Consider the following 25,057-nt stretch of genomic DNA (forward strand, 5'->3'; position numbering starts at 1 on the left):
ATTCACATTAGCAAATTCACAAGCAAACCCTGAATCTCTTCAATGCTATCCAAAAGTTTAATCTGAGTCATTTGATTTTGTAAAACAGAATAAGCAAGTTTGTCTAACTTGTCGTTAATAATCTTAATAATTCTATACTTGGGACGCTTGGGATCTCCCAAATTTCCCCCTTTTTGCTCTTTCAAACAAACAGAAGATGATATAATAATGGATATAAACTCTGAAATAACTTTTTTGTAAAAAATAACATTTTGTCTGGAAGGCTCACTCAAGAGTCTCTCACCAGTCTCATTAATTCCATCTAACATACTTTTAATTAAATCAAGATTAAATTCTCCATTTTCAAGTAAAATAAAATGCTTATCCTCTTTGACACTTTCAGCCTGAAACATCGAAGAAAAAAGATTGTTCTTATCAAAAGATACCTTTTTGCCACTTTTTTTATAATCTTTTGAATTAAGATTTAATGCCCCAGCAATTAAATTATTTACTTTCATCTATTTTGTTCACAACGCTTGAAAAATATTTATCATCTTTACCTTCTAAAAGTTGAAAAGACTTTTTTTCTTCTTGATGCACCTTATTGATTTCAATTAAAAGATCTTCATTAACCTTGTAAGAACCAGTATAAAAAAATGTATTTCTTTCAGGAGCTCTAAGATACTCAGCGCCAATATCCATATACCCATCAATAATAGCGCCCTCTTCAACTTCAATTGACTTACAAGAAATATTTCCAATAACACACCCTGATGCAAATATTTTAATCTTGCTTTTAGCATAAATATTGCCCACAACCATTCCAGAAATAACAAGTTCATTAGCATCAATGCTAGATTTAACCCTACCACTCTCCCCAATAATTACCCTTTTAGTAGAGCTAATGGTGCCTATAAAATCACCATCAAGCCGAATAAAATTATTTGAAACTAAGTCTCCTTTAAAAAAATCCCCAACGCCCACTATTGTTTTTATTTCATCAAAAATAAACAAAGATGGGGCTTTTCTTTCTTTTTTTACAGTCAAAAAATTTAACATCTATTTTGAAGCTCCTGTTGCTAAATTTAAATACATATCGGGATTAATAACTTGAGAGCCTACACGAACCTCATAATGAACATGAGGACCTGTTGCATAACCTGTCTGCCCCATAAATCCAATTATCTGCCCCTTTTTAACATAAGACCCTTTAGAAGTATTAAGCCGCGACATATGCGCATAAAGGGTTGCAAGTCCATACTTATGCTTAATTTGAACAAAATTACCATAGCCTGCTGACTGATAACTTGCCCTAACAACCTCCCCATCAGCAGTTGCAACAATAGGAGTTCCAATTCTAACTCCCCCAAGATCTATGCCTTTGTGAATATACCATTGCCTAGTAAAAGGCTCAATAGCAGGACCAAAATGCAAAGTAATAATTCCAGATCCACCCGCAAGAGGCCAAAGAGAAGGAATATCATTTAAAAGCTTGTCTTGGGCGTGCAAGACTTTAACTATGCTTTTAAGAGGAGGAATTGAACTTTCTATTTTGCTTTTAATATTTTTAAGATCACTAAGCTCTTTTATTGAATTAGCTTCTAAAATTTGCAAATCAATAAAATCAGAAAGATCTCCATCTAGTTTATTTTTATTTAAATCAACACCATTAGAATTGATTTTTAAAGAAGTTTTAAGCTCATCTAAAACTTTAGAAAAATTTTTTGCAACAGAATTAATTTCTACAACTGTATTTCTAAAATCTTCAATCTCAGATTCTGCTAAAGAGTAATTTTTCTCTGTAGACTTCACAATTGATGAGAGAGTAACATAATTAACAGCAAGTAAAACAAACCCTATAAAACCGCCTAAAAAAAAAGTAGAAAAGAAAAATAAAGTCAAAAAAGAAATTTTAATATTTTTAACATTCCCTTTAACATGGGGAATAACAATAAAACTAATATTTTGCTTAAAAAAAGAATGTATAACTTTAAGGGCTATAAACAAAGAATTATAAATAGCTAAAAAAAACTTTAAAATTCCTTTAAAACCCAAAATAATCTTAAATCTAATTCTTTTCTTCATAACAAACCTTACTAAAAATTACTATGATCAAACAAGAAAATTAAAAATTTATTTTAACACCTTAGACAAAAATCCAAATTTTTTCGATAAAAACCTAGTAAAAAAATACTTAACAAATACACAAAATTAAAGAGAATAATACTTAAAACCAATATAATTATACAATTAAACTCATAAATACTTTATTATTATATAGATGAAAACACTATTTTTTGCAACAACAAATGAAAATAAAATAAATGAAGTAAAAAACATATTAGATATACCTAATTTAAACTTAATAGTCCCTCAAAATTTTAACATAAAAGAAACAGGAAAAACATTTAAAGAAAATTCTTTACTTAAAGCAAAAGCACTGTTTGAAATTTTAAATAACAATCAAAATGTTTTCGGAGAAGATTCTGGGCTGTGCATTGAGGCACTAAACTTGGAACCGGGAATTTACTCTAAAAGATATGACACTTATAAGCTATGTAAAAAATTAAGCACTAATGAAAAAAATCAACTAATTTTAGACTTAATGAAAAATGAAAAAACCAGAAAAGCATATTTTATATGCAACATAAGCTATATATCAAAAAATGGGCAAATATTAAATTTTGAAGGAATTATTAAGGGAAAAATTGCCTTAAGCTTAAATGACAAGAAAAACTATGGATTTGGGTATGATTCAATATTTTTAACTAAAAATAATAAAAAGCTTAGTGACCTAACACTTGAAGAAAAAAACAAAATATCCCACAGAGGAATAGCATTTTTAAAATTTAAAAAATTTTTACTAAAATCTTTATTCAATAGTTAAACTTAAAGGCTTTTTATATATAAAGTTTAGACTTTATTGTAAAATAAAAAGCACAATGTTTATAAAATTTCAACTTATTATTTCTTTTCAAACAATAAAAAAAGGAAGAGGAGGATTTAGTGATAAATAGAAATGAAATCAATGAGAATGATAAATGGGATTTATCTTTTCTATTTGCAAATGAAGAAGAATATGCAAAAGCAATCAATGCTATTGAAATTAAAACCAAAGAATTTAAAAAATATGAAAAACTGGAATTAAATTTTGATTTATTTAAAGAAATTTTAAACAAATACTACGAAATCATAGAAGATTTAGAGAAAGTCTCTTACTATGCAATGCTTCAATTAGAAACAGATGTAACCAATAAAGATTCAAATAAAATATATTCTATATGTGTCAATATAGCTACAAAAGTATCTAATACTACATCATACTTTATGCCTAAAATACTAAAAACAGATGAAAAAAAAGTTCAAGCCTGGATAAATGATCCAGAGCTTAAGGATAAAAAAATTGCAATTGAAAAAATACTAAGAGAAAAAAAACATATTTTAAGCGAACAAGAAGAAAAAATACTTGCTAACTACACCCCTCTTTACTCATCTTATCAAAGCATATTCTCAGCATTAACAAATGCTGATATGGAATTTGGAGAAATTAATAAACAGCCTTTAACCAATTCTACCTACACACTATTTTTACAAAACGAAGATCAAAAAATACGAAAAGAAGCCTTTTTAAGATTTTATCAAAAATACAAAAATAATGAAAATACACTTGCTAATCTTATTATTTCAGACTTTAAGAAAAATCACTTTATTGCAAAGACAAGAAAGTTTCAAAATACTTTTTCAATGCAACTCTTTTCAAACAATATTGATAAAAAAGTTTATACAAATTTAATCGAAACTGTCAATGAAAATTTATCTGTGCTTAACGACTATTATGAGTTTAGAAAAAAAGTCTTAAACCAAGAATATTTATATCACTACGATGTTTACGTACCATTAACAAAAGGAATAACATTTAAAAATTCATTTGAAGAAGCTTGTAAGAAAATATTAAAATCTTTAGAGGTACTAGGAAATGAATATACAAAAATCTTAAGAAACGGTCTTTTAAAAGAAAGATGGGTTGATAAATACGAGAATACTGGAAAAAGATCGGGGGCTTTTAGCGCTGGATCATACAACGGAAAGCCTTATATACTTCTTAATTACAAAGACGAATCAATAAGAGATATGTTTACGCTTGCACATGAAGCAGGACATTCAATGCACTCTTACTTTAGCATAAAAAACAACCCATTCCCGCACTATAATTATTCCGTTTTTGAAGCAGAAATAGCATCAATAATCAATGAACAAATATTGGCAGAATATTTGCTTAAAAACGAAACCGATACTAACAAAATAAAATATATAAAACTAACACAAATTGATGACATGATTTCAACATTCTTTAGACAAACAATGTTTGCTGAATTTGAGTACATTATTCATGAAATGATTAGTAAAGAAGAGCCTGTAGTAAAAGAAACACTAACAGAAACTTATATGAATTTGTTAAAAAAATACTTTGGACCTAGTCTAAAATTTGATGAATTAAGTCCCCTTGAATGCCTTAGAATTCCCCACTTTTATTCACCCTTTTATGTGTATCAATATGCTACAGGCATTGCAGCTGCTCTGTCAATATATAAAGGCATTAAAGAAAATAAAAAAGATGCAGTAGAAAATTATATAAAATTTTTAAAAACAGGGGGTTCTAAATATCCACTAGATTCCTTAAATATTACCGGAGTAGATTTAACAAAAAAAGCAACAATAGAAAACACTATTAACATTTTCAAATGCAGACTTGAAGAGATAAAGAAAATATTCCAATAAAAGGAGATTTACTGTGAAAAATATCAATTTGATTTTAGCTTGGCTTGTACATATTTTTACAGCATCTGGCTTGATTGTAGGACTTTACTCAATAATTTCAATTGTAAATGGTGATTATTCTCTTCTTTTAAAACTAACAGCAATAGGGCTTATCATAGATGGAATTGACGGAACTATGGCAAGAAAACTTAAAGTTAAAGAATTAATACCTGAAATTGATGGCACTCTGCTTGATAATATTACAGACTATATAAACTATACATTCATACCCGTTATATTTTTTTATTTAGGAGAATTTATTGAAGAAAAATATAAAGTCGCCATTTGCATCGGAATTTTACTCTCATCAGCATACCAATTCTCAAGAACAGACGCCAAAACAAATGACAACTACTTTAGGGGATTTCCTTCTCTATGGAATCTCTTTGTGATATTAAACATAATATTTAAAATGGAACAAATAACAAATCTTATTACAATGTCAATATGCATTATAACAAGCTTTATTCCAATAAAATTTATTTACCCATCAAAAACCAAAGAATTAAGGAAAATTACAATACCAATAACAATAATAAGTTGCCTAATATTTGTTGTATCAATATTTTCAGAGCTGTCCACAACAGCGTTAAAAATGGCAAAAACAGTTCTTATCCTTTACTTTGCATATTTAACTTTAGCAAGCATATATTTAACTTATAAAACAAGAAATAGATGACAAAAATGTATATAAACACAATAATAGAATATATTGATTCAAACATAGCTTATTCCCCAATAGTATTTTTTTCTTTACTAATTTTAGCAGGACTTAATGTTCCTATTTCTGAGGATGCAATAGTGCTAATGGGTGGAATTTTATCTAGTCGAAAAAATGAATATACTGTATTAATATTTTTAGGAATTTTTTGGGGAGCCTATCTTGGAGACATAATATCTTTTTACATTGGAAAATTAATGGGAAATAAATTATTTAAAAACAAAAAAGACAATAACCTTCTTGACAAAATAAATTACTATTATGGTCAATATGGGGTACTAACTTTATTTATAGGAAGGTTTATACCCTTTGGAGTTAGAAACGCAATATTTATATCGGCAGGAATGGGAAATATGAAATCTAATCTATTTATTGTTTCTGACTTTTTTGCAACTTTGCTCTCAATAGTTGTTTATTTTACTCTAAGCTTTAAACTAGGCCAATCATTTGAAATAATATTTTCAAAAATAAAAATAATTATATTTGCAATATTTATCACTGTAATAGCAACAACAATAATAATCTACGTAATTAAAAAAATAAAAAAGTTGACAAAAATTTAAAATAAAAAATATAATAATTAATAGTGCTGTGGTGGTGGAAGTGGTAGACACGCTAGCTTGAGGGGCTAGTGGGCGCAAGCCCGTGCTGGTTCAAGTCCAGTTCACAGCATCAAAATTGTTAGCAAATTATTAAATAAAATTAACAAAAATGCGATCTAAAAGAATATTAGAGAATAAGTTGTTGTGGGTTAATTTTCAAGAGGATAAATGTCTAAATACGAATTCATAAAAATTGAAAAAAAATGGCAAGAATTTTGGGATAATAATAAAACATACAAAGTAGAAGAAGATCCAAGTATTCCTAAGGAAAAAAGATTGTATATACTTGACATGTTCCCCTATCCTTCTGCCAACGGGCTTCATGTTGGTCATCCAGAAGGATACACAGCAACAGACATATTTGGAAGATACAAGCTTTTGAATGGATTTCATGTACTTCACCCAATAGGATTTGATAGTTTTGGACTTCCTGCTGAAAATTACGCAATACAAACAGGAACTCACCCTCAAAAAAGTACAGAAGAAAATATTAATAAGTTTAAAAAACAAATAAAAGCTTTGGGGTTTGCCTATGATTGGGATCGAGAAATTAGAACACATGAGGAAAATTACTATAAATGGACACAGTGGATTTTCCTGCAATTATATAAAAAAGGGCTAGCTTATGTAAAAGAAATGCCTGTATGGTACTGCCCCGAGCTTGGAACGGTACTAGCAAATGAAGAGATTATTCAAACTTCAGATGGACCAAAATCTGAGAGAGGATCTTACAACGTCGAAAAAAAATATTTAAGACAGTGGGTTTTAAAAATTACAAAGTATGCTGAAAGATTGCTAGACGACCTTGAAGAATTAGAATGGCCTGAATCTATAAAAGAAATGCAGCGAAATTGGATTGGCAAATCAACAGGAGTTGAAATTGACTTTGAAATTGAAGGCCACAACGATAAAATTAAAGTCTTTACAACAAGGCCAGACACAATCTTTGGCATCACATATTTAGTGATCGCACCAGAAAATAAACTAATAGAAAAAATAACAAAGAACAACTTTAAACAAAATGTTTTAAAATATGTAAAGCGCGAAGAACTCAAAAGCGATCTCAATAGGACTTCTCTTGAAAAGGATAAATCGGGAGTTTTCACAGGATCTTACGCATTTCATCCAATAACAAATGAAAAAATTCCAATTTGGGTTGGAAGCTACGTACTAGGAACTTACGGAACCGGAGCTGTAATGGGTGTTCCAGCACATGATGAAAGAGACTTTCAATTTGCTACAAAGTATCAATTAAAAATTTTACCCGTGATATCAAAATCGGGGAAAAATGAAATATTAGAAAAAGCATTTGTTGATGATGGAATTTCAATAAATTCTCCCAATGAATTTAATAATCTTAAAAATTCTGAAGTAAAAGACAAAGTAATAAAATGGCTTACTAAAAACAAAAAAGGGAAAGAAAAAGTTACCTACAAGCTTAGAGATTGGATTTTTTCAAGACAAAGATACTGGGGAGAGCCTATACCCATTTTGTTTGATAAGCTTGGGAATGCAATACCTTTGGAGGAAAATAATCTTCCCTTAAAGCTTCCAGAAATTGCAAACTATAAACCTTCTGGAACAGGTGAATCTCCTTTATCAAGAATTAAAGATTGGGTAAACGTAAAAGATATGGACCTTATAAGAGAAACAAACACAATGCCTCAATGGGCAGGCTCTTGTTGGTATTATTTAAGATACTTAGACCCCAAAAACTCAAAAGAGTTTGCAAACAAAAAAAAAATTGAATATTGGATGCCGGTTGATCTATACATAGGTGGAGCTGAACATACAGTATTACATCTGCTTTACTCAAGATTTTGGCACAAAGTTCTTTATGATCTAGGATACGTAAATACCAAAGAACCTTTTAAAAAGCTAATAAATCAAGGCATAATAACGTCATTTTCTTATCAAAAAGAAAATGGGGTTTTAATACCCAATGACCAAGTTATAGAAAAAGACAATAAATTTTTTGATAAAAAAGATAACAAAGAAGTAACCCAAGTAATTGCCAAAATGTCAAAATCTTTAAAAAATGTAATAAACCCAGACGACATTATTAAGGAATTTGGAGCAGACTCAATGAGAATTTATGAAATGTTTATGGGGCCACTAACAGATTCTAAACCTTGGAACACTAAAGGAATTATTGGTGTTTTTCGATTTTTAAACAAAATTTGGAACTTAAGAGAAAAAGAACTGTCAAAAGACAATCCTCCAAAGGAAATAATATCTGAACTACATAAAGCAATAAAAAAAGTCACAGAAGACACAGAAAAACTAAATTTTAACACAGCAATCTCCGCAATGATGATATTTATAAATGAACTTCTAAAGTATGAAAAAAATTATTTAAACATATTTAAACCGTTTATCATTATTTTATCTCCCTATGCACCCCATTTAGCAGAAGAGTTGTGGGAATATATTGGAGAGCTTCCTAGTTTATTTAAAAATTCAAAATGGCCAAAATTTGATGAAAGCCTTATCATTAAAGATAAAAAAGAAATCGTCTTGCAAATAAATGGAAAAATAAAAGACAAAATTTTATTAAACAAAGAAACAGACGAAGAAGAACTAAAAGAAATAGCAATGAGAAATAGCAAAATAAAATCAAACTTATTCAATAAAAAAATAGTAAAAATAATTGTAATTAAAAACAAGCTTGTTAACATAGTGATAAAGTAAAAAAGAGGCATTATATGGACTTTGAAGGTCTAAGCATTAGATATAAAGGAATTATATTCACAATATTTATCTTAATTACTATTTTTTTAGGATTTTTTTTAAAAAATCTTAAATTCGATGCAAACATCTTAAAGCTTATACCCAAGACCAAAGAAACTGAAAGCTTAATAGACATTGACAAAAGTAATTCACTTTTATCTACAATAGTAATATTTCAAGATAAAAAAAATATCTTCAATAAAAAAAATTTTGAAACAATAAACAGCGTAATCAATGAAATAACCAAAATTTTAAAAGTATCTCCAAATGCCGTTACAAGCATATTTTCTTATTTCCCACAATTTCAAAAAGAAATCTACACAGATAAAGATATAGAAGAAATAAAAAATATAATAAAGGCAACTCCATTTGTAAAAAACACATTCTTAGGCAGCTCAGAAAATTTAATATACTTCATAATAATCCCATCAGAGAGTGACCAAATAAACTTCAGTAGAAATTTAAAAACCGAACTTGATGAGATGGAAAAAACAATTAAAAAATATGAAACTGACGATTTAAAGTTGTATCTTACAGGAGATTTAATAGTAAGAGAAAAAATTTTAAACTACATGGTTGAAGACTTCAAAATCTTAGGGCCTCTTGCTACTTTTGTAGTAATAATTTCACTCTATCTTATTATAAAAAATCTAATTGGCGCATTAATTCCTATTTTTATTGCATTATTATCATTGATTTGGACTTTTGGAATTAAAGGACTTGTACAATCCCCTATTACAGTGCCAGAAACTTCAATGATTGTTTTACTTATTTCAATCGGATGCGCCAATGCTGTACATATAATAAATGAAATATTTAAATTAATAAAAAAAGAACAACTCTCAAAAGAATCCATAAAAGAAACAATTAAAAAACTTAAAACACCCATCCTGCTAACATCTTTTACAACTGCATTTGGATTTTTATCTCTTACAACCTCTTCAATTAATGCCTACAAAACAATGGGTATTTTTATGTCAATTGGAGTAATTATCTCAATGATAATTTCATTAACCGTTTTACCTGGAATAATAACATTAATCCCATTTGCAAAAAAAAAGTCTTTTGAAAAAGAAAAAGAAAATAAACAAAATAAAATATTCTTCCTTGAAAGACTTGCCAAACTAAATACACAAATAACAAAATCTATATTAAAAAGAAAATATACATCCTCTATAATGGTCCTCATCATACTGGGAATTTCTTTTGTAGGTCTTTTAAAGATCGAAATCAATTTTGATGAAAAAGATTACTTTAAAGAAAGCACAAGTGTAAAAAAAACATTAAACCTAATGCAAAAAGAAATGGGGGGAATATCGATTTTCAAAATAGAAATTGAAGGCAAGCCCGGTGAATTTAAAAATGCTAAAGCAATGCGAATATTAGACTTAATTACAGATAAGCTTGATGCATTTTCTGCAAAAACTCAATCTAGTTCTATTAATGGCATTTTAAAATTTACAAATTTTAAAATTAAAAAAGAATCCCCACTAGAGTATAAACTGCCTGAAAACAAAATTATACTAAACAAACTGATAAATTTGATAGATAAAAGCGATTGGACCAAGGACAATAAAAGAATGTACATTAACGATGACTGGTCATTAATATCTATCATAGTAAGAATTGAAGACAACTCAACCGAAGGAATAAAAAAATTTGAAAAATATGCTATTAAAACAATTAATGAATATATGAAAAATAATAAATATCATTTCTCAGGTGTTTATGATAAGGTATTAATAGCTAAAACAATGGTAAAAGAACAGGTTATAAACATTATAACAACTCTTGGATCAATAACACTACTACTTATGTTTTTCTTTAAATCTATAAAAACCGGAATAATTATTGCAATCCCAGTAGCATGGTCAGTGTTTTTAAACTTTGCTGTAATGAGATTATTTGGAATAACCTTAAACCCAGCAACGGCAACAATTGCATCTGTAAGCATGGGAGTAGGGGTAGATTATTCAATTCATTTTTTCAATACGTTTATTTTACAATACCAAAAAAATCAAATCTACAAAACCGCACTTCTTGAATCAATACCCAACGTATTTAATGGAATATTTGCAAATTCTATTTCCGTTGGAATAGGATTTTTAACTCTAACATTTTCGTCTTATAAAATAATATCAACTCTTGGAGCAATAATTGCTTTTACAATGCTAACGACATCTCTTGCATCGCTAACTCTTCTTCCATTATTAATTTATTTATTTAAACCTAGAGTAAAACTAGTCTCAAACAACAATTTTAAAAAATTAAAACAATAATTTAATGACCTCGCGCATATTATCTACAAGATAAAAATTAATTCCGCTCTTAATGTTAGTAGGAATCTCTTCTAAATCCACTCTATTTGCCTTAGGAACAATAATATGCTCCACGCCACTGCGCTTTGCTGCAATTATTTTTTCTTTAAGGCCCCCTATCATCATTACATTCCCAGTAAGAGAAAGTTCTCCAGTCATAGCCAAATGGGGTCTAACAACCTTATTAAGAGCAAGAGAGATAAAAGCACTAGCTATTGTAATTCCTGCAGAAGGCCCATCTTTTGGGGTAGCTCCTTCTGGAATATGTAAATGAATAATATTTTTTTCAAAAAAAGATTTACTAATACTTAAATCTCCTTTAATACTATTAACATAAGTATAGGCAATATTAGCAGATTCTTTCATAACATCTCCAAGTCTACCTGTTAATTTAATTCCACCTACCTTGGATTCCGTCTTTACAGTCTCAATCATCAAAGTTGAACCTCCATAATTTGTCCAAGCAAGGCCCATTACCATCCCTGAATATATAGCATTAGGCATGCTTTCTTTTCTAAAAACAGGAACACCAACATATTCTTCTAAATTGTCATTGGAAATTTGATAAGATTTAACCTCAGTATTCTCAATAAGCTTTCTAGCAACCTTTCTTACAATTTTGTTTAAATATTTTTCAAAATTTCTCACTCCATTATCTCTTGCATACTCTTGGGCAATTTGAACAAGAGATGAACTTTGAAATTTTAAAGAATCTTTATCAACTCCGTTTTCACTTAAAACTTTGGGAATTAAATACTTTCTTGCAATCTCTATTTTTTCGTTATCAATATATCCAGAAATTTCAATAATCTCCATTCTATTTAACAAAGGTCTTGGTATTGTTTCAACAGAATTAGCAGTTAAAATAAAAAATACATTCGAAATATCAAAAGGAAGATCAAGATAATGATCTCTAAACCTAACATTCTGTTCAGGATCTAAAACTTCAAGAAGAACCGAAAAAGGATCCCCATAACTTGAAGCAGAAATCTTATCCACCTCATCAATTAAAAAAACAGGAGAATTTGTCTTGGTAATTCTTAAGCCCTGAATAATTTTTCCAGGCAAAGCACCAACATAAGTTCTTCTGTGTCCCTTAATCTCCGACTCATCGCGCATTCCACCAACAGAAAACCTAAAAAACTTGGTACGCAAAACCTTTGCAATAGCTGCCCCAATAGAAGTTTTTCCCACACCAGGAGGTCCCACCAAAAGAATAATAGCCCCCTTTTGAGTCTTTCTTAATTTAAGAACAGAAATATATTCAATAATTCTATCCTTAACTTCGTTCATTCCGTAATGAGTTTTATCTAAAATTTTTTTAGATTTTTGCAAATCTAATTTATCAAAATTAATTTTCAAATCTCGCCAAGGAAGCTCAGTAATAAGTTCAAGATAATTTCTAACAACAATGTATTCAGCCGAACTTGTTTCAAGAAGCGAAAATTTTTCTAACTCTTTTTCAACTACCTCCAAAGGCTCACCCTTCAACTCTAAAGCCTTTAGCTTAGTTTTAAGCTTTTCTAAATCGCTGTTTTTTTTATCTCCTATGCCAAGTTCAGCTTTAATAGCCTTAAGCTGTTCTTTTAAAAAAAACTCTTTTTGCTGTTTCTCTAATCTCTCTTGAATGCCCTTGGCAATTTTATTTTGAATTTCAATTAAATTAAGCTCTTCATAAATCAGTTCTAAAACTTTTTTAAGCCTATCTTTTACATTCAAAGTTTCAAGAACTATTTGATGATCATTTTTTGAAGATGAAATAGTGCTGGCCACAATATCACATAGTTTCCCCTTATCCTCAATATTAACCATATTTAATTGAACTTCCGGCATTTTCCTATGTGCAAATATTTCTTTAGTTCTAAGCAAAATACTACCGTAAACTGCCTTTGATTGAATATCATCTTTTCTAACTGGAATTTGCTTTAAATAATCAATCTCAATTATGGGAAACTTATCATTAAGAACAACTTTAACAAATTTTATCCTATCAAAAGTTGAAACAAATATATTGTAACCACCATCCGGAAGATTAATTTTTTTTATTATCTTTCCAGTAACTCCAACAGAATAAATATCTTTACTATAATCAATAATTAATTTCTGTTGAGCATTATTGTTGTTTTTTTCTAAAAATTTATCATTCAAAACAAATAAGGCAATGATCCCATTGCCTTTCATAGCATAATCGATTGCTTTCATATCAGAATCAGAGATTAAAACAATCGGAATAAACATCCCTGGAAAAACTGGATGAGAAGGAACCGCTATTAAAGGCACTCTTGCGGGTTTATTAGAATGAGGTAAAATCCCAGCTACGGCTTTTTCTTTTTTTTTATCTCCTGACCTAGCTTTTTTAGATTCATCCATAAAATTTGAAATCTCCTAAGCTAATTATAACAAAACAAATATTTTATGGAAATTCATTTAATAATAATTTTTTTTATTATAAAATAATAAAATGAGAATTTTAACAGTTAAAATTATGACCATTAATTTGGATTATAGTAAAAATTACAATCCGCTAAAACTATACCATTCGATAATAAACATAATAACTACTACTTAAAATTAATTAATCTATGGTGAAGTTAGTAAAGAATAATCCTTGAAAAATCGATTAAAAATGAATTCTAGAGAAGTAAATGAAAATTTGGAAACAAAAAGAAACTAATATACAGGCCCAAGAATTAACTCGCATTGCTAAGCAATATAATATCAATACCTTTGCGGCAACTTTACTTATAAATCGAGAAATCAAAGAAGAAGATTTTATGTTTTTCCTTGAAGACAGCGTAAATTTATTGCACAACCCATTTTTATTAAAAAATATAGATAAATTTATAAACAGAATTAATAAAGCAATCAAAAATAATGAAAACATATTAATCTTTGGAGATAAAGATGCTGATGGAATCACAGCGACAATAATAATGTACGAAACTCTTAAAGATTTTGGACTTAATGTGAGCTATAAAATACCTTCAAATGGAGAGTTTTATGGACTTTCAAACGAATTAATCGACACAGCCTTAGAAAAAAAAATCTCTTTAATAATAACTGTTGATAATGGGATTTCTAGCATTGAAGAAATAAATTATGCAAATTCAAAAGGAATAGAAATAATAATAACAGACCATCATCTTCCAGGCGAAAATTTTAAAACTGAAAACATAGTTATAAATCCTCACCTAAAAGATGACAAATATCCATTCAAAGAAATAGCAGGATGTTGTGTAAGCTTTAAAGCTTGCCTTGCTCTTAGCATGTCCTTTACAGACCTTTATTCTAAAAACCTTGTATTTTTATTTTTAGAAAAAACAAAAAATGAGATTATTCTTCACGCAATAGAAATAAACAACTACATTCTAAAACAATATCTAAGATTAAATAATAAAAATGATCCCTTAATTAACTCAAACAAACTAGAAAAATTTGTACAAAACAAATGTATAATAATCTTTAACAAAGAAGATCAAAATGAATTATTAAATAAACACTTTGCAAAAAGCATAAACATAAACACAATTGATATTGGTGAAAATTTTATAAAAAAATACCCAAACTTTAGAAAAAAAACATTAACAGACTTAATCCAAGCAACCAAATATTTCAAATACAAAGAAGTTGAGATTAAAGACAAGCTTTACTACATATTTTACAACGTAATTTTTGAAACTAACAGAAATTTGCTCCAAAAATGCCTAAAAAGACTTAGCTTTGTTGCAATAGGAACAATAGCAGACAATATGCCCATTATTAATGAAAACAGAATAATCCTAAAAGTAGGACTTAAAGAAATCGCACTAAGAGAGAGAATGTCTATTAATTATCTATTAAAAGATGCAAACATATTAACAAAACCAAATATAACTTCAACAGATATTGCATATAAAATTGCACCAATACTAAACTCAACAGGAAGACTTGAAAAAGCAGATATTGCAATAAATTTTTTACTAACTAATGACATTAATCAAATAGAGAACAAATTTAAAGAAATAAAAGAAATCAACGAACTGAGAAAATACAAAGAAGAAAAAGCTTGGAATTCTCATAATAAAAATACTATTTTTAAAAATGATAAATTCATAGTTTGCTATGATAACAATACTCCAAAAGGAATAAGTTCTAGAATTGCAACTAGACTTTCTTCTTACTACCAAAAAGTTGCTATTTTTTTAACAAAGCAAGATAACATTATTAAAGGATCAATTAGATCAAACAATAAAATCAATTCAAAAACACTAATATCAATAATACCTTCCCATTTAGTAATAAATTCGGGGGGTCATAAAGCTGCAGCTGGATTTACGCTGCATGAAAATTTACTCGAAGACTTTATTAAAGAATTAGAATATACAACTACAAAAGTTGAATATGAAACTACTAATGAAAACGAATCAATACCAATAGATGCTATTCTTCCAAAAAATTTAACAAAAGATTCTCTTTTCAAAACAATAGAAATATTTGAACCTTATGGCTATGAATTTAGAGAGCCAATATTATTGATGAAAAATGCTTACCTTCAAGAACTCAAAATAATTGACAAAAATCATAGCTCAAAACATATAAATATGCGAATTAAATCACAAAACGAATACTATAAAGCTATTTTTTTTAACGGAACAAAAAAAATAGAAGAATTGGATATAAAAGAAGATCAATACTTAGATATCATTTTTACAGTTAATGAAGATTTTTATTATCCTAGAGAAAAAATTTTGAAAATCATAGACATAAAAAAGAATGCTCAAATCAATGTATAGAATACAAAAAGCCCTACTTATACTGTGTATCCTAGGAATAGAAAATATAAATTCAGAAATAATAAATACTATTCCTAAAGTCCAATATAAAAAAGAGGCATTTCAAGGAGATTACATATACTTTGCAAGTAATCAAAACTTTAAAAGTTTATCACTTTTAAGCACAAATAAAAATCCAATCATAAGCTCTTCTCCGTTTAAATTTACAGTAGGAAGTAAAATTTACTACATAGCATTTATGGGAATTACACCAATGATAAAAGAAGGTAAAAGAAAAATTCAAATAGAATTTGAAAATAAAAGCTACATCAAAGAAATAGAAATAAAAAAATTTCACTTCAAAAAAACAAAAATTAGTTTTAATAAAGAAAAGGCCAAGCTTATCACCCAAAAAAAATCAACAAAACAAAAAGAACAGGCTTTGGTTTTGTGGAATATTATTGGCAATACTGGAGACACAACAATATACCACTACGATGCTTTAGTCAAACCAATAAAAGATCAATACATTGTAACAAGCCTATACGGAGATTTAAGGCTTTACATGCAAGGTGACAAAAAAATTTCAAATTATACAATGCACAATGGAATTGATTATGCCCCATTCAAAAGAGAAAATACTCCGATTTTTGCTGCCGGCAAAGGAAAAGTTGTGTTTGCACAAAATAGAGAGCTAACGGGCAATACCCTTATAATACAACATTTACCGGGAGTATTTACAATTTATCTTCACCTCTCAAAATTGGGAATAAGTGAAAATAAAATAGTTAGTGCTGGGGAATATATTGGACATACTGGAAATACAGGCCTTTCAACAGGCCCTCATTTACACTTTGAAGCAAGAATTAATGGCATAGCAATAAATCCAGATTTCCTTTTAAATGGCATGCTTATTGACAAAAATAAAATAATAAATAATATTAAAAGAATAGAATAAAAGGGGGTGATTTTTTGGTAACAGTAACTGTGGACAAAAATGAAAATCTTGAAAAAGCATTGAAACGTTTTAAAAGAATGATTGAAAAAGAAGCAATTATTCGCGAATGGAAAAGAAGAGAATACTATGAAAAACCATCCACAATACGTGTAAAAAAGGAAAAAGCTTTTAAAAGAAAACAGGCAAAAAAAGTAAGAAAATTAAAACAAAAAACTAATAGATAGATCGCACAAGAGATGTTCAAATGGATATCTCTTTATTTTAAATTAACACCTCTCTTGGTTTTGATCCATTAACAGGTCCTACATATCCCATATCTTCCATAATTTCAATAATTCTAGCTGCTCTATTGTAACCTATCTTCAACCTTCTTTGCAGATAAGATGCTGAGGCTTTTCTTGTGGTTTTAACAATCTCAAGAGCTTCATCAAACATTGGCTCATCAGAAGGTCCAAGAGCAACCAAATCTGGCTCTTTTACACTATCAATAAATATTTCATCATCAATATAATTTGGAGAACCAAATTTTTTAACCTCTTCAACAAGCCTGTAAACTTCTCTTTCCTTTAAAAATCCACCCTGAATTCTTTGAGGAAAAGGATTTAAAGAGCTAATATAAAGCATATCCCCCTTTCCTAAAAGTTTTTCAGCACCAGAAGATCCAAGAATTATTCTCGAATCCATAGAACTGGCCACCATGAAAGAAATCCTTGAAGGAAAATTGGCTTTTATTACCCCCGTAATAACATCAACTGAAGGTCTTTGGGTCGCAAGAACCAAATGAATCCCCACAGCTCTAGCCATTGCAGCAAGTCTAGAAATTAAATTTTCCAAATCCTTTCTTGCAGAAAGAATAAGATCTGCAAATTCATCAATAATTATTACAAGATATGGCAAAATCATTAAATTCAAATTCTCATCTTTTATTTTTTTATTATAAGAAGAAATATCTCTTACCAATAAATTATCAAGAAGCACATACCTTCTCTCCATTTCATCAAGACACCATCTAAGAGCCTCTAAGGCTCTCTTTACATCTGTAATAACTGGAGTTAATAAATGAGGAATATCATTAAAAAGTTTAAGCTCAACTATTTTGGGATCTACCATAATTAATTTCACTTCATCTGGAGATTTTGAAAAAATAATTGAAGCAATTAAAGAATTCACACAAACAGATTTACCTGCCCCAGTTGCACCAGCTATTAATAAATGTGGAGAATTAACAAGGTCAAAAACAATATTTTCGCCACTAATCTCTTTTCCAAGAGCAAAAGGAATTCTAAAATCACCTCTGAATTCCTTACTGTCTATTATCTCTGAAATTAAAATAAACTCACGCCTTTTATTAGGGATTTCGATTCCTACAGCTTCTCTGCCAGGAATTGGAGCAATAATCCTAACCCTAATAGCCGCAAGCCTTAAGGCAATATTATCAGAAATAGAAGTAATCTTAGAAAGCTTAATTCCCTTATCCGGACGAACAGCATACATCGTCACAACAGGGCCTTTAATAATATCAATTAATTTGGCATTAATATTAAACTCTTTTAATGTCTCCTGGAGAATCATTGATTGCTTTTGAATTCCTTTATCGTATTCAATATCCTCTACATCATTTTTAATCTCTTTCTGGTCAAAAACTGAAATATCAATAACGTAAGAATCACTTTTTTCATTCAAAGCTACATCTTCGTTATAAACATGAGAAATAGCGACCTGACTAATTATGCCCTTAGTCCTTATCTCACAGGCTTTAACCTTTCCGCTAATAATTAACTTATTATTCTCAAGATTGTCTAAATATTTATACTCACAAGACTCATTAATTTCATCTACATTTTCATCTGAATTTAAAGCATTCTCATTTAAAATATCCTTATTTAAAGAGCTTGCTTCTTTGAGATCTGAGCCTTCAAAAACAGTCTTGTCTAAATTAATATTGGAAGGCTTTTTATTGTTTCTTAAAAAAGCACTAAATGACCATAAAGCCTGATATTCTTCATCATTAATAATATTCTTTTTCTCATCAAAAACTTGAGAATCTTTAAGATCATCTACAGAATCTCCATAAACTTTAATATCTTTTTTTACATCCAATGAATTTGAAAAGGGAAAATAACTTAATATATTTTCAAACAAAATTTTAATCTTAAACTCTAAAAATTTAAAAGTATCTAAAATAAAATTAACATCCTTGAAAAAGACATAATTCAAGTAAATCCACACAACAAATTCTAAAATTAAAAGAGTAAAAATAAAAAAATTTCCCAATACTATACCAAAATTAATAAGAAATATCTTAATAAAATAAGATTTTTCAACATTAGAATTAATTTTTATTAAAAATAGAAAAGTAAAAAACAATATTACGGTATAATTCCAATTAAATATAAATCGTTTAGTAAAAATATGTTTTTTATAGGCGCACCAATTAACAATTGGATATACTATTAAATAAAATGACAAAAATGAAAAAACATTAAGAAGTATTTGTCCTAGTAAATTGAAAACAAAAAATACAAATACATTGCTCAAAGGGGTTAATGCTACAAAAAGAGAAAAAGAAATAACCGAAAGCATGAAAAAAAACAAAAATTGAAAATACTGATAAAAATCTTTCATATTCTAAAAAAAATAACAAACTATAATTGAAAGTGCAAATAAATATATCGAAAAATAATACAGTTTTTTGTTATTAAGCATTTTAAAAAAGAAATTTATTGAGAAAATACCAACAACAAAAGCAACCAATGCTCCTAAGTTTATTTCAAAAAAATTTAAAACCATAAAAATATCATAAAATTCTTTATGTTTTAACAAAATCGCTCCAAAAACTATTGGAATTAAAGATAAAAATGAAATTTCAAATGCACTTTTTCTATTAAATCCAATAACCGAAGCCGAAAAGATCGTAATTCCTGAACGAGAGATTCCTGGAAGCGCACCCAAGCCTTGCATCAGACCCATAAAAATTCCTGCTAACAAAATATTACCTTTAAAATCAATTTTTAAAAAATTAAATTCTAGCATCAAGATTAAAATCCCTGTTATAATAAAATTAATTAAAACGAAAGGCAATGTAAAAATTCTCTCGTATTTTGAAATAAAAGTCCCAACAACTCCGGTAACAATGGTTATTATTAATATTAGCAATATTAATTTTAAGTTTGTTAAATCAGATTTAACAGCTTTTCTTAAAGAAAATCTAATAAAAGTTAAAAAAAGTTCTAAAATCCTTTTACGATAGTAAATAATAATCACCAAAACTGTTGCAAGATGTAAATAAATATCAAATATTATTGAGAGCTTTAAATTTATAAAATGCCTAAAAAGTAATAAATGTCCCGAACTAGATATTGGTAGAAACTCTGTAATGCCTTGAATAATGCCCAAAATAATTGCACTTAAAATATTTGTCATTAAATGCTCCAATATTAATTTTTTGGAAATTCGCCCATAATTTTAACTATTACCGAATCTATTCCCTTCTTTTCATACAAAGCATCATAAAATACCGAATAAACTAATATTTTTTTAATATAATTTCTAGTTTGACTAAAAGGAATTGCCTCAATAAAAAGCTCTTTTGACAAATGTCCGTAACTTTTCTCCCACTTTCTAACATTACCAATACCCCCATTGTAGGACGCAAGAGCCTTATAAAGACTGCCGGTTGTAGATATTCTTTTTTTTAAATAATATGTTCCAATTATTATATTATCTTTTGGGATCTTTAAATCATAGTTAAAATACTTAAGTTCTTTGGAAATATCATTTGCTGTTGATGGCATAACCTGCATAAGGCCAACAGCACCCGGTTTTGAGACAGCATTTTTCTCAAAGCTGCTCTCTGCTTTTATTAAAGAAAATACAACACTAGCTTCAAGCCCTCTCCTTTTAGCCCAATATTCTATCAAAGATCCATACAAATAAGGATAAAGTCTTTTATAGTCATTCTCCATTAAAGCAGATTCATCTTGGTTTACAAGATAATTAATCACAAGGGTTGCATCGTAATAATTTTCACTCTTTAAAAGTTCATCGTATACTTTTCGATAAAAATCGAGTGAAAATTTATATCCATTCCTAAAATCCTCAGAAATAAACCCTCTAACATAATTACAAAGATTGAATTTTAAAAACCCTTCCAAAAAAATCTCATAATCGGATTGCTCATACTTAATATCAGACCCACCTGTAAAAAATTCATCAATATTTTGATCTAATAAATACCTACTCATAAATGAAGAATAAGACCATTTATCATAATTAACAGCAGAATGCAAAAGACTCTTGTATTCTCCGCTTACGTTAGGTTTAATTAATTTATGATATATAAGCCTTGCATTAATAAAAGCAAGCTTAGATAAAACAGAATTAGAAATAACTTTTTGAGCATTAGAATAAAGCTTATAAAGATTACCATAGTCTTCAAGCTGAATTGATTCTAAAATATACTCTTCTAAAATCTTAATAAAAGTAGAATTTTTTTTATCGCTCTCAGTATAAAACTTGGCCACACTTTCTGCAAAATAATCCCTTGCGCTCTTAGTAAAAATTAAATTGCTAAAAGCAGTATTAAGCAAATCTAGCCTGTTAATCTCATTGATAAGATTTAAACCTTCAAAATATTCTTTTAAAAGAAGAAGTCCTAAATTATTTTTTTCTCTAAGGTTTAGAATGCCTAAATAATAATTTTTATATTTGCTCTTTATTTTGCTAAAAAATGTTAAAGCACTTGAAACTTTGCCAGAACTAATAAAAGCCTTATAAACATCACTTAATACAATATTATTATCATAATAATCATTTAAACCATTTTTATTTAATATATTTATTGCACCATTAAAATTACCATTTGCCACTTCATACTTAAATCTAACAAGATTTAAAAAATTTGCACCAAAATACTTAGACTTATTTTCAATAATAAAATAATCATAAGCTCTTACATGTAAATAATTTGCAGGTAAATTCTCAAAAAGTTCATTAAAATAAATTTTTGACTCACTTACATTAGAAAGATTAAGATAAAGAGCTGCTTTTAATAAAATATTTTCATTTTCCTGATAATCAGAAAATTTCATCTTATCAAGCTTATTTAAAAGACTAAGTGCCTTATCGTTTTTCTTTTGCCAATAAAGACTTTTAAAGTACCCCAGTATAATGAATTTATTATTTTCGTATTTTTTATAAAGCTTCTCTCCAATCAATTCAGATGCAAAATACTCTTTTATTGAGTTAAAATATTCAATAAGCTTAATCCCAGCAAACTGGGATGCAATGCTATCTCCATTAGCTATGGCCTTTTTCATATACTCTACAAATTTCTCTTCAAATCCTATTTTTTTAAATAAATAGGCAACATATATGTAAGAACTTGGATCTATGTTAAAATGCTTATCAAAATTTTTTTTTGAATAATCAAAATTCCATAACCAATTTAAATTATTTAAATCAAACTCTTTTGAATGCGCCTTAATAAAATCATTGCCTGAGATTTCTTTTTTTGCAAAGCAAGAAACTAAACTTAAAAATAAAAAAAGAAAAAGAAAATTTTGTAATACACAAGAACTTCTATTAAACATATTGATCTTTTTCATATCTCTTAATTCTATCTTTATCATATTCAAAGTAATATGAAACAAAATCTCTAGGTTTTAAAATTTTTGAAAAAACTAAAAACAAAGAAAAAAATATCAAAAGAAAAAGAGAAATAAGACTCAAATACAACATAGGAGAATGAACCATCCCCTCACTTGAATTTAATTTAAAATTGTTTTTTACCATATCATTCTCAAAATCTTCTCTAAGATCTAGTTCAACATCTTCATCTGAAGTATCTATTAACTCTTTATCAATATCTGCAATAATGTCTTCAACGCTTAAATCATGCAAATCTTCTTCTTCTAAAGAAGATTCTTCTAATTTTTGAAGCTCAAAATTATTAAGATTTAAAGACTTCTCGTCAATATACTCAACTTTTTTATTTTCTAAATTAAGCTTTTTAGAATCAACATAGCTATCGTCATAATTATCATCAAAATCTGAAGCATTTGTCTCAATTTTTTGGTCTTCTTCGGTTTTTAAATCTAAAGAATTAATAGTAGGCATACTTATATCAGAAACATCTTTTTTGACAAAATCATCTTTTTCTTTAAAATTTAAATCAAATTCAGAACCCAAATTTTCAACAGACAAATCACTGCCAATGCCACTTTTAAAATCATTTAAAGGGTTGCCCCTATTAGATCCTTTAAAATTTTGATTAAAATCTACAAGGCCTAAATCAAACTTCGATTTATCTTTAATCCCATCAGATTCACCATAAACATAAAGTATTTCATCCACAACTTTAAAATAAACATTGACACTCAAGCTTTCCTTTTTTAAATTATCTAAGAAAAAAGAACCAACCAAAAAAGGATCTAAAAAATCTTCATATTCACTAACATAAAAATTCAAATTAATACTGGTATCACCTGCAACCTTGCCCAATATTATTCTCTTAACAGAACTATCATCTAAATTTAAAACCGAATAATACTCATTATTAGATAATTTTATCGCTAAAAACCCTTTCAAAAATCATAACCTCTTTGCTTTGCTAATTTTATTGAAACTAAACTTACGCACTAATTATAGTTATCATTATTATTATAACTATAATATAATATAAATAATGTGATATTCAACTTACAAATTACTTTTATTTTAAGTAAATAACTTTTATTAAAAGTAACTATGATGATGCAAATTAATGGGATATTTTTAATTTAGGAGCAATACGAGTGTTGTCACTATTTATAGTAATCTCTTCATTGACAGTATTTATTTTAGTGTTTTTATTTTTTAAAATAGCATTAAAACTTACAATAGGTAAAAATATAGGGAAAATCAAAAAAGATGATGAGAGAACGCGAAAATTAATCGAAAGAGCAATTTCCCTATTAAAAACAAATCCAAATGAAATAGGCGCCCTTGAAATTTTAAATAATTACTACTATAAAAACAAAGACCATGAAAATGGCATAAAATATGCAAAAAAATTATGTCAATTAATAGAAGATAACCCAATAAGCCAAGAAATAAACACATTTAAAGCTTTTTTAAGTTATGGATTTTATAATCTTAAAAGAAATTTTAACAGAGAAGCCTTAGAATATTTAAGAAAAGCTTTTCTGATTAAAAAAACAGATGAAGATGCAAATTATTATCTTGGTATAGCATTCTTAAAAAACGAAATGTATAAAGAGGCTCTATACTATCTTAAAAAAGTCCACAATTTTAATAAAAATAATAAAGATATCCTAAAACACCTGGGAATAACTTTATTTAATTTAGAAAGCTACAGACAAGCTGTTATAATATTTAACAATATAAAAAAAAATATACAAGGCGACATTGAAGCTCTTTTGGCATATGCTAAGTCTTTGTCAAAAATGAATCAAGATCATCTAGCACTAGAGATTGCCAACAAAATAAAACAAAAAGATGGAATGATTTATGAGGCTTTATTGATTACATCTGAGATTCATTCAAAAAATAAAGAATTAGAAAAATTAGAACAAAATATTAAAGAAATAATAAAAGTAAAACCCGACTTGCCTAAAAAAACTTTCCTTGAATTATTTTATAATCTTGGAGAACTTCAAATCTCTGCTGAAAATTATCAAAAAGCTACAGAAGCTTTTACCAAGGTTGAAGAGATTGATCCAAATTACAAAAATATTAAAGAAAAATTGGAATTCAGCAAAAGGTTAAACGAAAACATAGCCCTAAGAATATATTTGCGCAGTTCAAAAGAAAATTTTGAAAAAATAGCAAATGAGATTATTTTAAAACTATATTTAAATAAATTTCAAATAAGAGATTCTAAAATAAACGAAGTAACAACACAATTTATTGATATAAACTTTCACTTAGCTAACAATCAATGGGAAGAAAATTTAATAGTGCGTTTTGTAAGAACTGAACAAGATACTTTTGGTGAATTATTCTTAAAAGATTTCATTTCAAAAATAAAAGAAAATAAAACAAAAGGACTCTGTATTGCTCCATCAAAATTCTCTTTAAAGGCTAAACAAATGATTGAAGGAAGACTTATTGATCTAGTAGAAGGCAAAAAACTAACTCAAATACTTAAAAAAATTAACATATCCAAATACACATGAAAA

At 27.9% G+C, this 25,057-nt stretch carries 17 protein-coding genes, 1 tRNA gene and 1 pseudogene; 11 read left to right on the top strand and 8 right to left on the bottom strand.

Features of this window, described 5'->3' with window-relative positions:
* Nucleotides 1-2: 2 nt before the first annotated feature.
* Genes BSV1_RS02395 through BSV1_RS02405 form a run of 3 tightly spaced genes read right to left on the bottom strand, consistent with a single transcriptional unit; the run spans nt 3 to nt 2,064 of the window.
* Complete coding sequence (locus BSV1_RS02395) at nt 3-497, bottom strand: YaaR family protein (RefSeq protein ID WP_002556843.1); 495 nt, start codon at nt 495-497, stop codon at nt 3-5.
* Complete coding sequence (locus tag BSV1_RS02400; protein ID WP_002556844.1) at nt 484-1,038, bottom strand: bactofilin family protein; 555 nt, start codon at nt 1,036-1,038, stop codon at nt 484-486. Before BSV1_RS02400 ends, BSV1_RS02395 begins: the two co-directional genes overlap by 14 nt.
* Nucleotides 1,039-2,064 (bottom strand): M23 family metallopeptidase, encoded by a 1,026-nt coding sequence (locus BSV1_RS02405; protein WP_008882330.1) that lies wholly within the window; start codon nt 2,062-2,064, stop codon nt 1,039-1,041.
* 196 nt (nt 2,065-2,260) lie between these two features.
* On the opposite strand from BSV1_RS02405, the gene rdgB reads away from it, so the two are divergent.
* From rdgB to BSV1_RS02440, 7 genes and pseudogenes are all read left to right on the top strand, one after another.
* On the top strand, nt 2,261-2,866 hold the full coding sequence (rdgB, locus tag BSV1_RS02410; RefSeq protein WP_008882676.1) for an RdgB/HAM1 family non-canonical purine NTP pyrophosphatase: 606 nt from the start codon (nt 2,261-2,263) through the stop codon (nt 2,864-2,866).
* 119 nt (nt 2,867-2,985) lie between these two features.
* Nucleotides 2,986-4,758, top strand: coding sequence for an oligoendopeptidase F (gene pepF, locus BSV1_RS02415; protein WP_008882582.1), 1,773 nt, complete (start codon nt 2,986-2,988; stop codon nt 4,756-4,758).
* Between the two features lie 13 nt (nt 4,759-4,771).
* Nucleotides 4,772-5,476 carry a phosphatidylcholine synthase gene (gene pcsA / locus BSV1_RS02420; RefSeq protein ID WP_008882621.1) on the top strand — a complete coding sequence of 235 codons (705 nt, stop codon included), beginning with the start codon at nt 4,772-4,774 and terminating at the stop codon, nt 5,474-5,476.
* Nucleotides 5,473-6,086, top strand: a pseudogene (locus BSV1_RS02425) (DedA family protein). Before pcsA ends, BSV1_RS02425 begins: the two are co-directional and overlap by 4 nt.
* 20 nt (nt 6,087-6,106) lie before the next feature.
* A tRNA-Leu gene (locus BSV1_RS02430) sits at nt 6,107-6,190 on the top strand.
* Between the two features lie 98 nt (nt 6,191-6,288).
* Nucleotides 6,289-8,811, top strand: coding sequence for a leucine--tRNA ligase (gene leuS, locus BSV1_RS02435; protein WP_008882761.1), 2,523 nt, complete (start codon nt 6,289-6,291; stop codon nt 8,809-8,811).
* A gap of 14 nt (nt 8,812-8,825) precedes the next feature.
* On the top strand, nt 8,826-11,129 hold the full coding sequence (locus tag BSV1_RS02440) for an efflux RND transporter permease subunit (RefSeq protein WP_008882520.1): 2,304 nt from the start codon (nt 8,826-8,828) through the stop codon (nt 11,127-11,129).
* Here the strand turns inward: BSV1_RS02440 and lon are convergent.
* Nucleotides 11,118-13,538: an endopeptidase La gene (gene lon / locus BSV1_RS02445; protein WP_008882405.1), complete on the bottom strand. Its 2,421-nt coding sequence runs from the start codon at nt 13,536-13,538 to the stop codon at nt 11,118-11,120. The two genes, BSV1_RS02440 and lon, sit on opposite strands and share 12 nt — an antisense overlap.
* A 275-nt stretch (nt 13,539-13,813) precedes the next feature.
* Here lon and recJ point away from each other — a divergent pair, with 275 nt between their 5' ends.
* The 3 genes from recJ to rpsU are packed head-to-tail and all read left to right on the top strand — an operon-like array spanning nt 13,814 to nt 17,101.
* Nucleotides 13,814-15,940, top strand: a complete 2,127-nt coding sequence (recJ, locus tag BSV1_RS02450; RefSeq protein ID WP_008882352.1) for a single-stranded-DNA-specific exonuclease RecJ — start codon at nt 13,814-13,816, stop codon at nt 15,938-15,940.
* Nucleotides 15,933-16,877 carry a M23 family metallopeptidase gene (locus tag BSV1_RS02455; protein ID WP_008882724.1) on the top strand — a complete coding sequence of 315 codons (945 nt, stop codon included), beginning with the start codon at nt 15,933-15,935 and terminating at the stop codon, nt 16,875-16,877. The genes recJ and BSV1_RS02455 overlap by 8 nt, the downstream gene beginning before the upstream one ends.
* 14 nt (nt 16,878-16,891) lie before the next feature.
* Nucleotides 16,892-17,101, top strand: coding sequence for a 30S ribosomal protein S21 (gene rpsU / locus BSV1_RS02460; protein WP_002656880.1), 210 nt, complete (start codon nt 16,892-16,894; stop codon nt 17,099-17,101).
* A gap of 37 nt (nt 17,102-17,138) precedes the next feature.
* Here rpsU and BSV1_RS02465 read toward each other — a convergent pair whose 3' ends face one another.
* Genes BSV1_RS02465 through BSV1_RS02480 form a run of 4 tightly spaced genes read right to left on the bottom strand, consistent with a single transcriptional unit; the run spans nt 17,139 to nt 23,465 of the window.
* Nucleotides 17,139-19,502: a DNA translocase FtsK gene (locus BSV1_RS02465; RefSeq protein ID WP_039949508.1), complete on the bottom strand. Its 2,364-nt coding sequence runs from the start codon at nt 19,500-19,502 to the stop codon at nt 17,139-17,141.
* Between the two features lie 3 nt (nt 19,503-19,505).
* Nucleotides 19,506-20,300, bottom strand: coding sequence for an undecaprenyl-diphosphate phosphatase (locus BSV1_RS02470; protein ID WP_008882636.1), 795 nt, complete (start codon nt 20,298-20,300; stop codon nt 19,506-19,508).
* Nucleotides 20,301-20,314: 14 nt separating this feature from the next.
* Complete coding sequence (locus BSV1_RS02475; RefSeq protein ID WP_008882587.1) at nt 20,315-22,468, bottom strand: flagellar assembly lytic transglycosylase; 2,154 nt, start codon at nt 22,466-22,468, stop codon at nt 20,315-20,317.
* Entirely contained in the window at nt 22,461-23,465 is a 1,005-nt protein-coding gene (locus tag BSV1_RS02480) for a hypothetical protein (RefSeq protein ID WP_008882450.1), read from the bottom strand. Before BSV1_RS02480 ends, BSV1_RS02475 begins: the two co-directional genes overlap by 8 nt.
* Nucleotides 23,466-23,671: 206 nt before the next feature.
* Here BSV1_RS02480 and BSV1_RS02485 point away from each other — a divergent pair, with 206 nt between their 5' ends.
* Entirely contained in the window at nt 23,672-25,054 is a 1,383-nt protein-coding gene (locus BSV1_RS02485) for a tetratricopeptide repeat protein (RefSeq protein WP_039949509.1), read from the top strand.
* The last annotated feature ends 3 nt before the right edge of the window (nt 25,055-25,057 follow it).

The sequence above is a fragment of the [Borrelia] finlandensis genome (genome assembly GCF_000181875.2).
Classification (GTDB): domain Bacteria; phylum Spirochaetota; class Spirochaetia; order Borreliales; family Borreliaceae; genus Borreliella; species Borreliella finlandensis.

What these genes read in the sequence shown, in the direction of transcription:
- BSV1_RS02405 (WP_008882330.1), bottom strand. Translation starts at nt 2,064, where the DNA reads ATGAAGAAAAGAATTAGATTTAAGATTATTTTGGGTTTTAAAGGAATT.
- BSV1_RS02470 (WP_008882636.1), bottom strand. Translation starts at nt 20,300, where the DNA reads ATGACAAATATTTTAAGTGCAATTATTTTGGGCATTATTCAAGGCATT.
- BSV1_RS02440 (WP_008882520.1), top strand. Translation starts at nt 8,826, where the DNA reads ATGGACTTTGAAGGTCTAAGCATTAGATATAAAGGAATTATATTCACA.
- BSV1_RS02395 (WP_002556843.1), bottom strand. Translation starts at nt 497, where the DNA reads ATGAAAGTAAATAATTTAATTGCTGGGGCATTAAATCTTAATTCAAAA.
- BSV1_RS02400 (WP_002556844.1), bottom strand. Translation starts at nt 1,038, where the DNA reads ATGTTAAATTTTTTGACTGTAAAAAAAGAAAGAAAAGCCCCATCTTTG.
- BSV1_RS02475 (WP_008882587.1), bottom strand. Translation starts at nt 22,468, where the DNA reads ATGTTTAATAGAAGTTCTTGTGTATTACAAAATTTTCTTTTTCTTTTT.
- BSV1_RS02455 (WP_008882724.1), top strand. Translation starts at nt 15,933, where the DNA reads ATGTATAGAATACAAAAAGCCCTACTTATACTGTGTATCCTAGGAATA.
- leuS (WP_008882761.1), top strand. Translation starts at nt 6,289, where the DNA reads ATGTCTAAATACGAATTCATAAAAATTGAAAAAAAATGGCAAGAATTT.
- BSV1_RS02465 (WP_039949508.1), bottom strand. Translation starts at nt 19,502, where the DNA reads ATGAAAGATTTTTATCAGTATTTTCAATTTTTGTTTTTTTTCATGCTT.
- rdgB (WP_008882676.1), top strand. Translation starts at nt 2,261, where the DNA reads ATGAAAACACTATTTTTTGCAACAACAAATGAAAATAAAATAAATGAA.
- lon (WP_008882405.1), bottom strand. Translation starts at nt 13,538, where the DNA reads ATGGATGAATCTAAAAAAGCTAGGTCAGGAGATAAAAAAAAAGAAAAA.
- recJ (WP_008882352.1), top strand. Translation starts at nt 13,814, where the DNA reads ATGAAAATTTGGAAACAAAAAGAAACTAATATACAGGCCCAAGAATTA.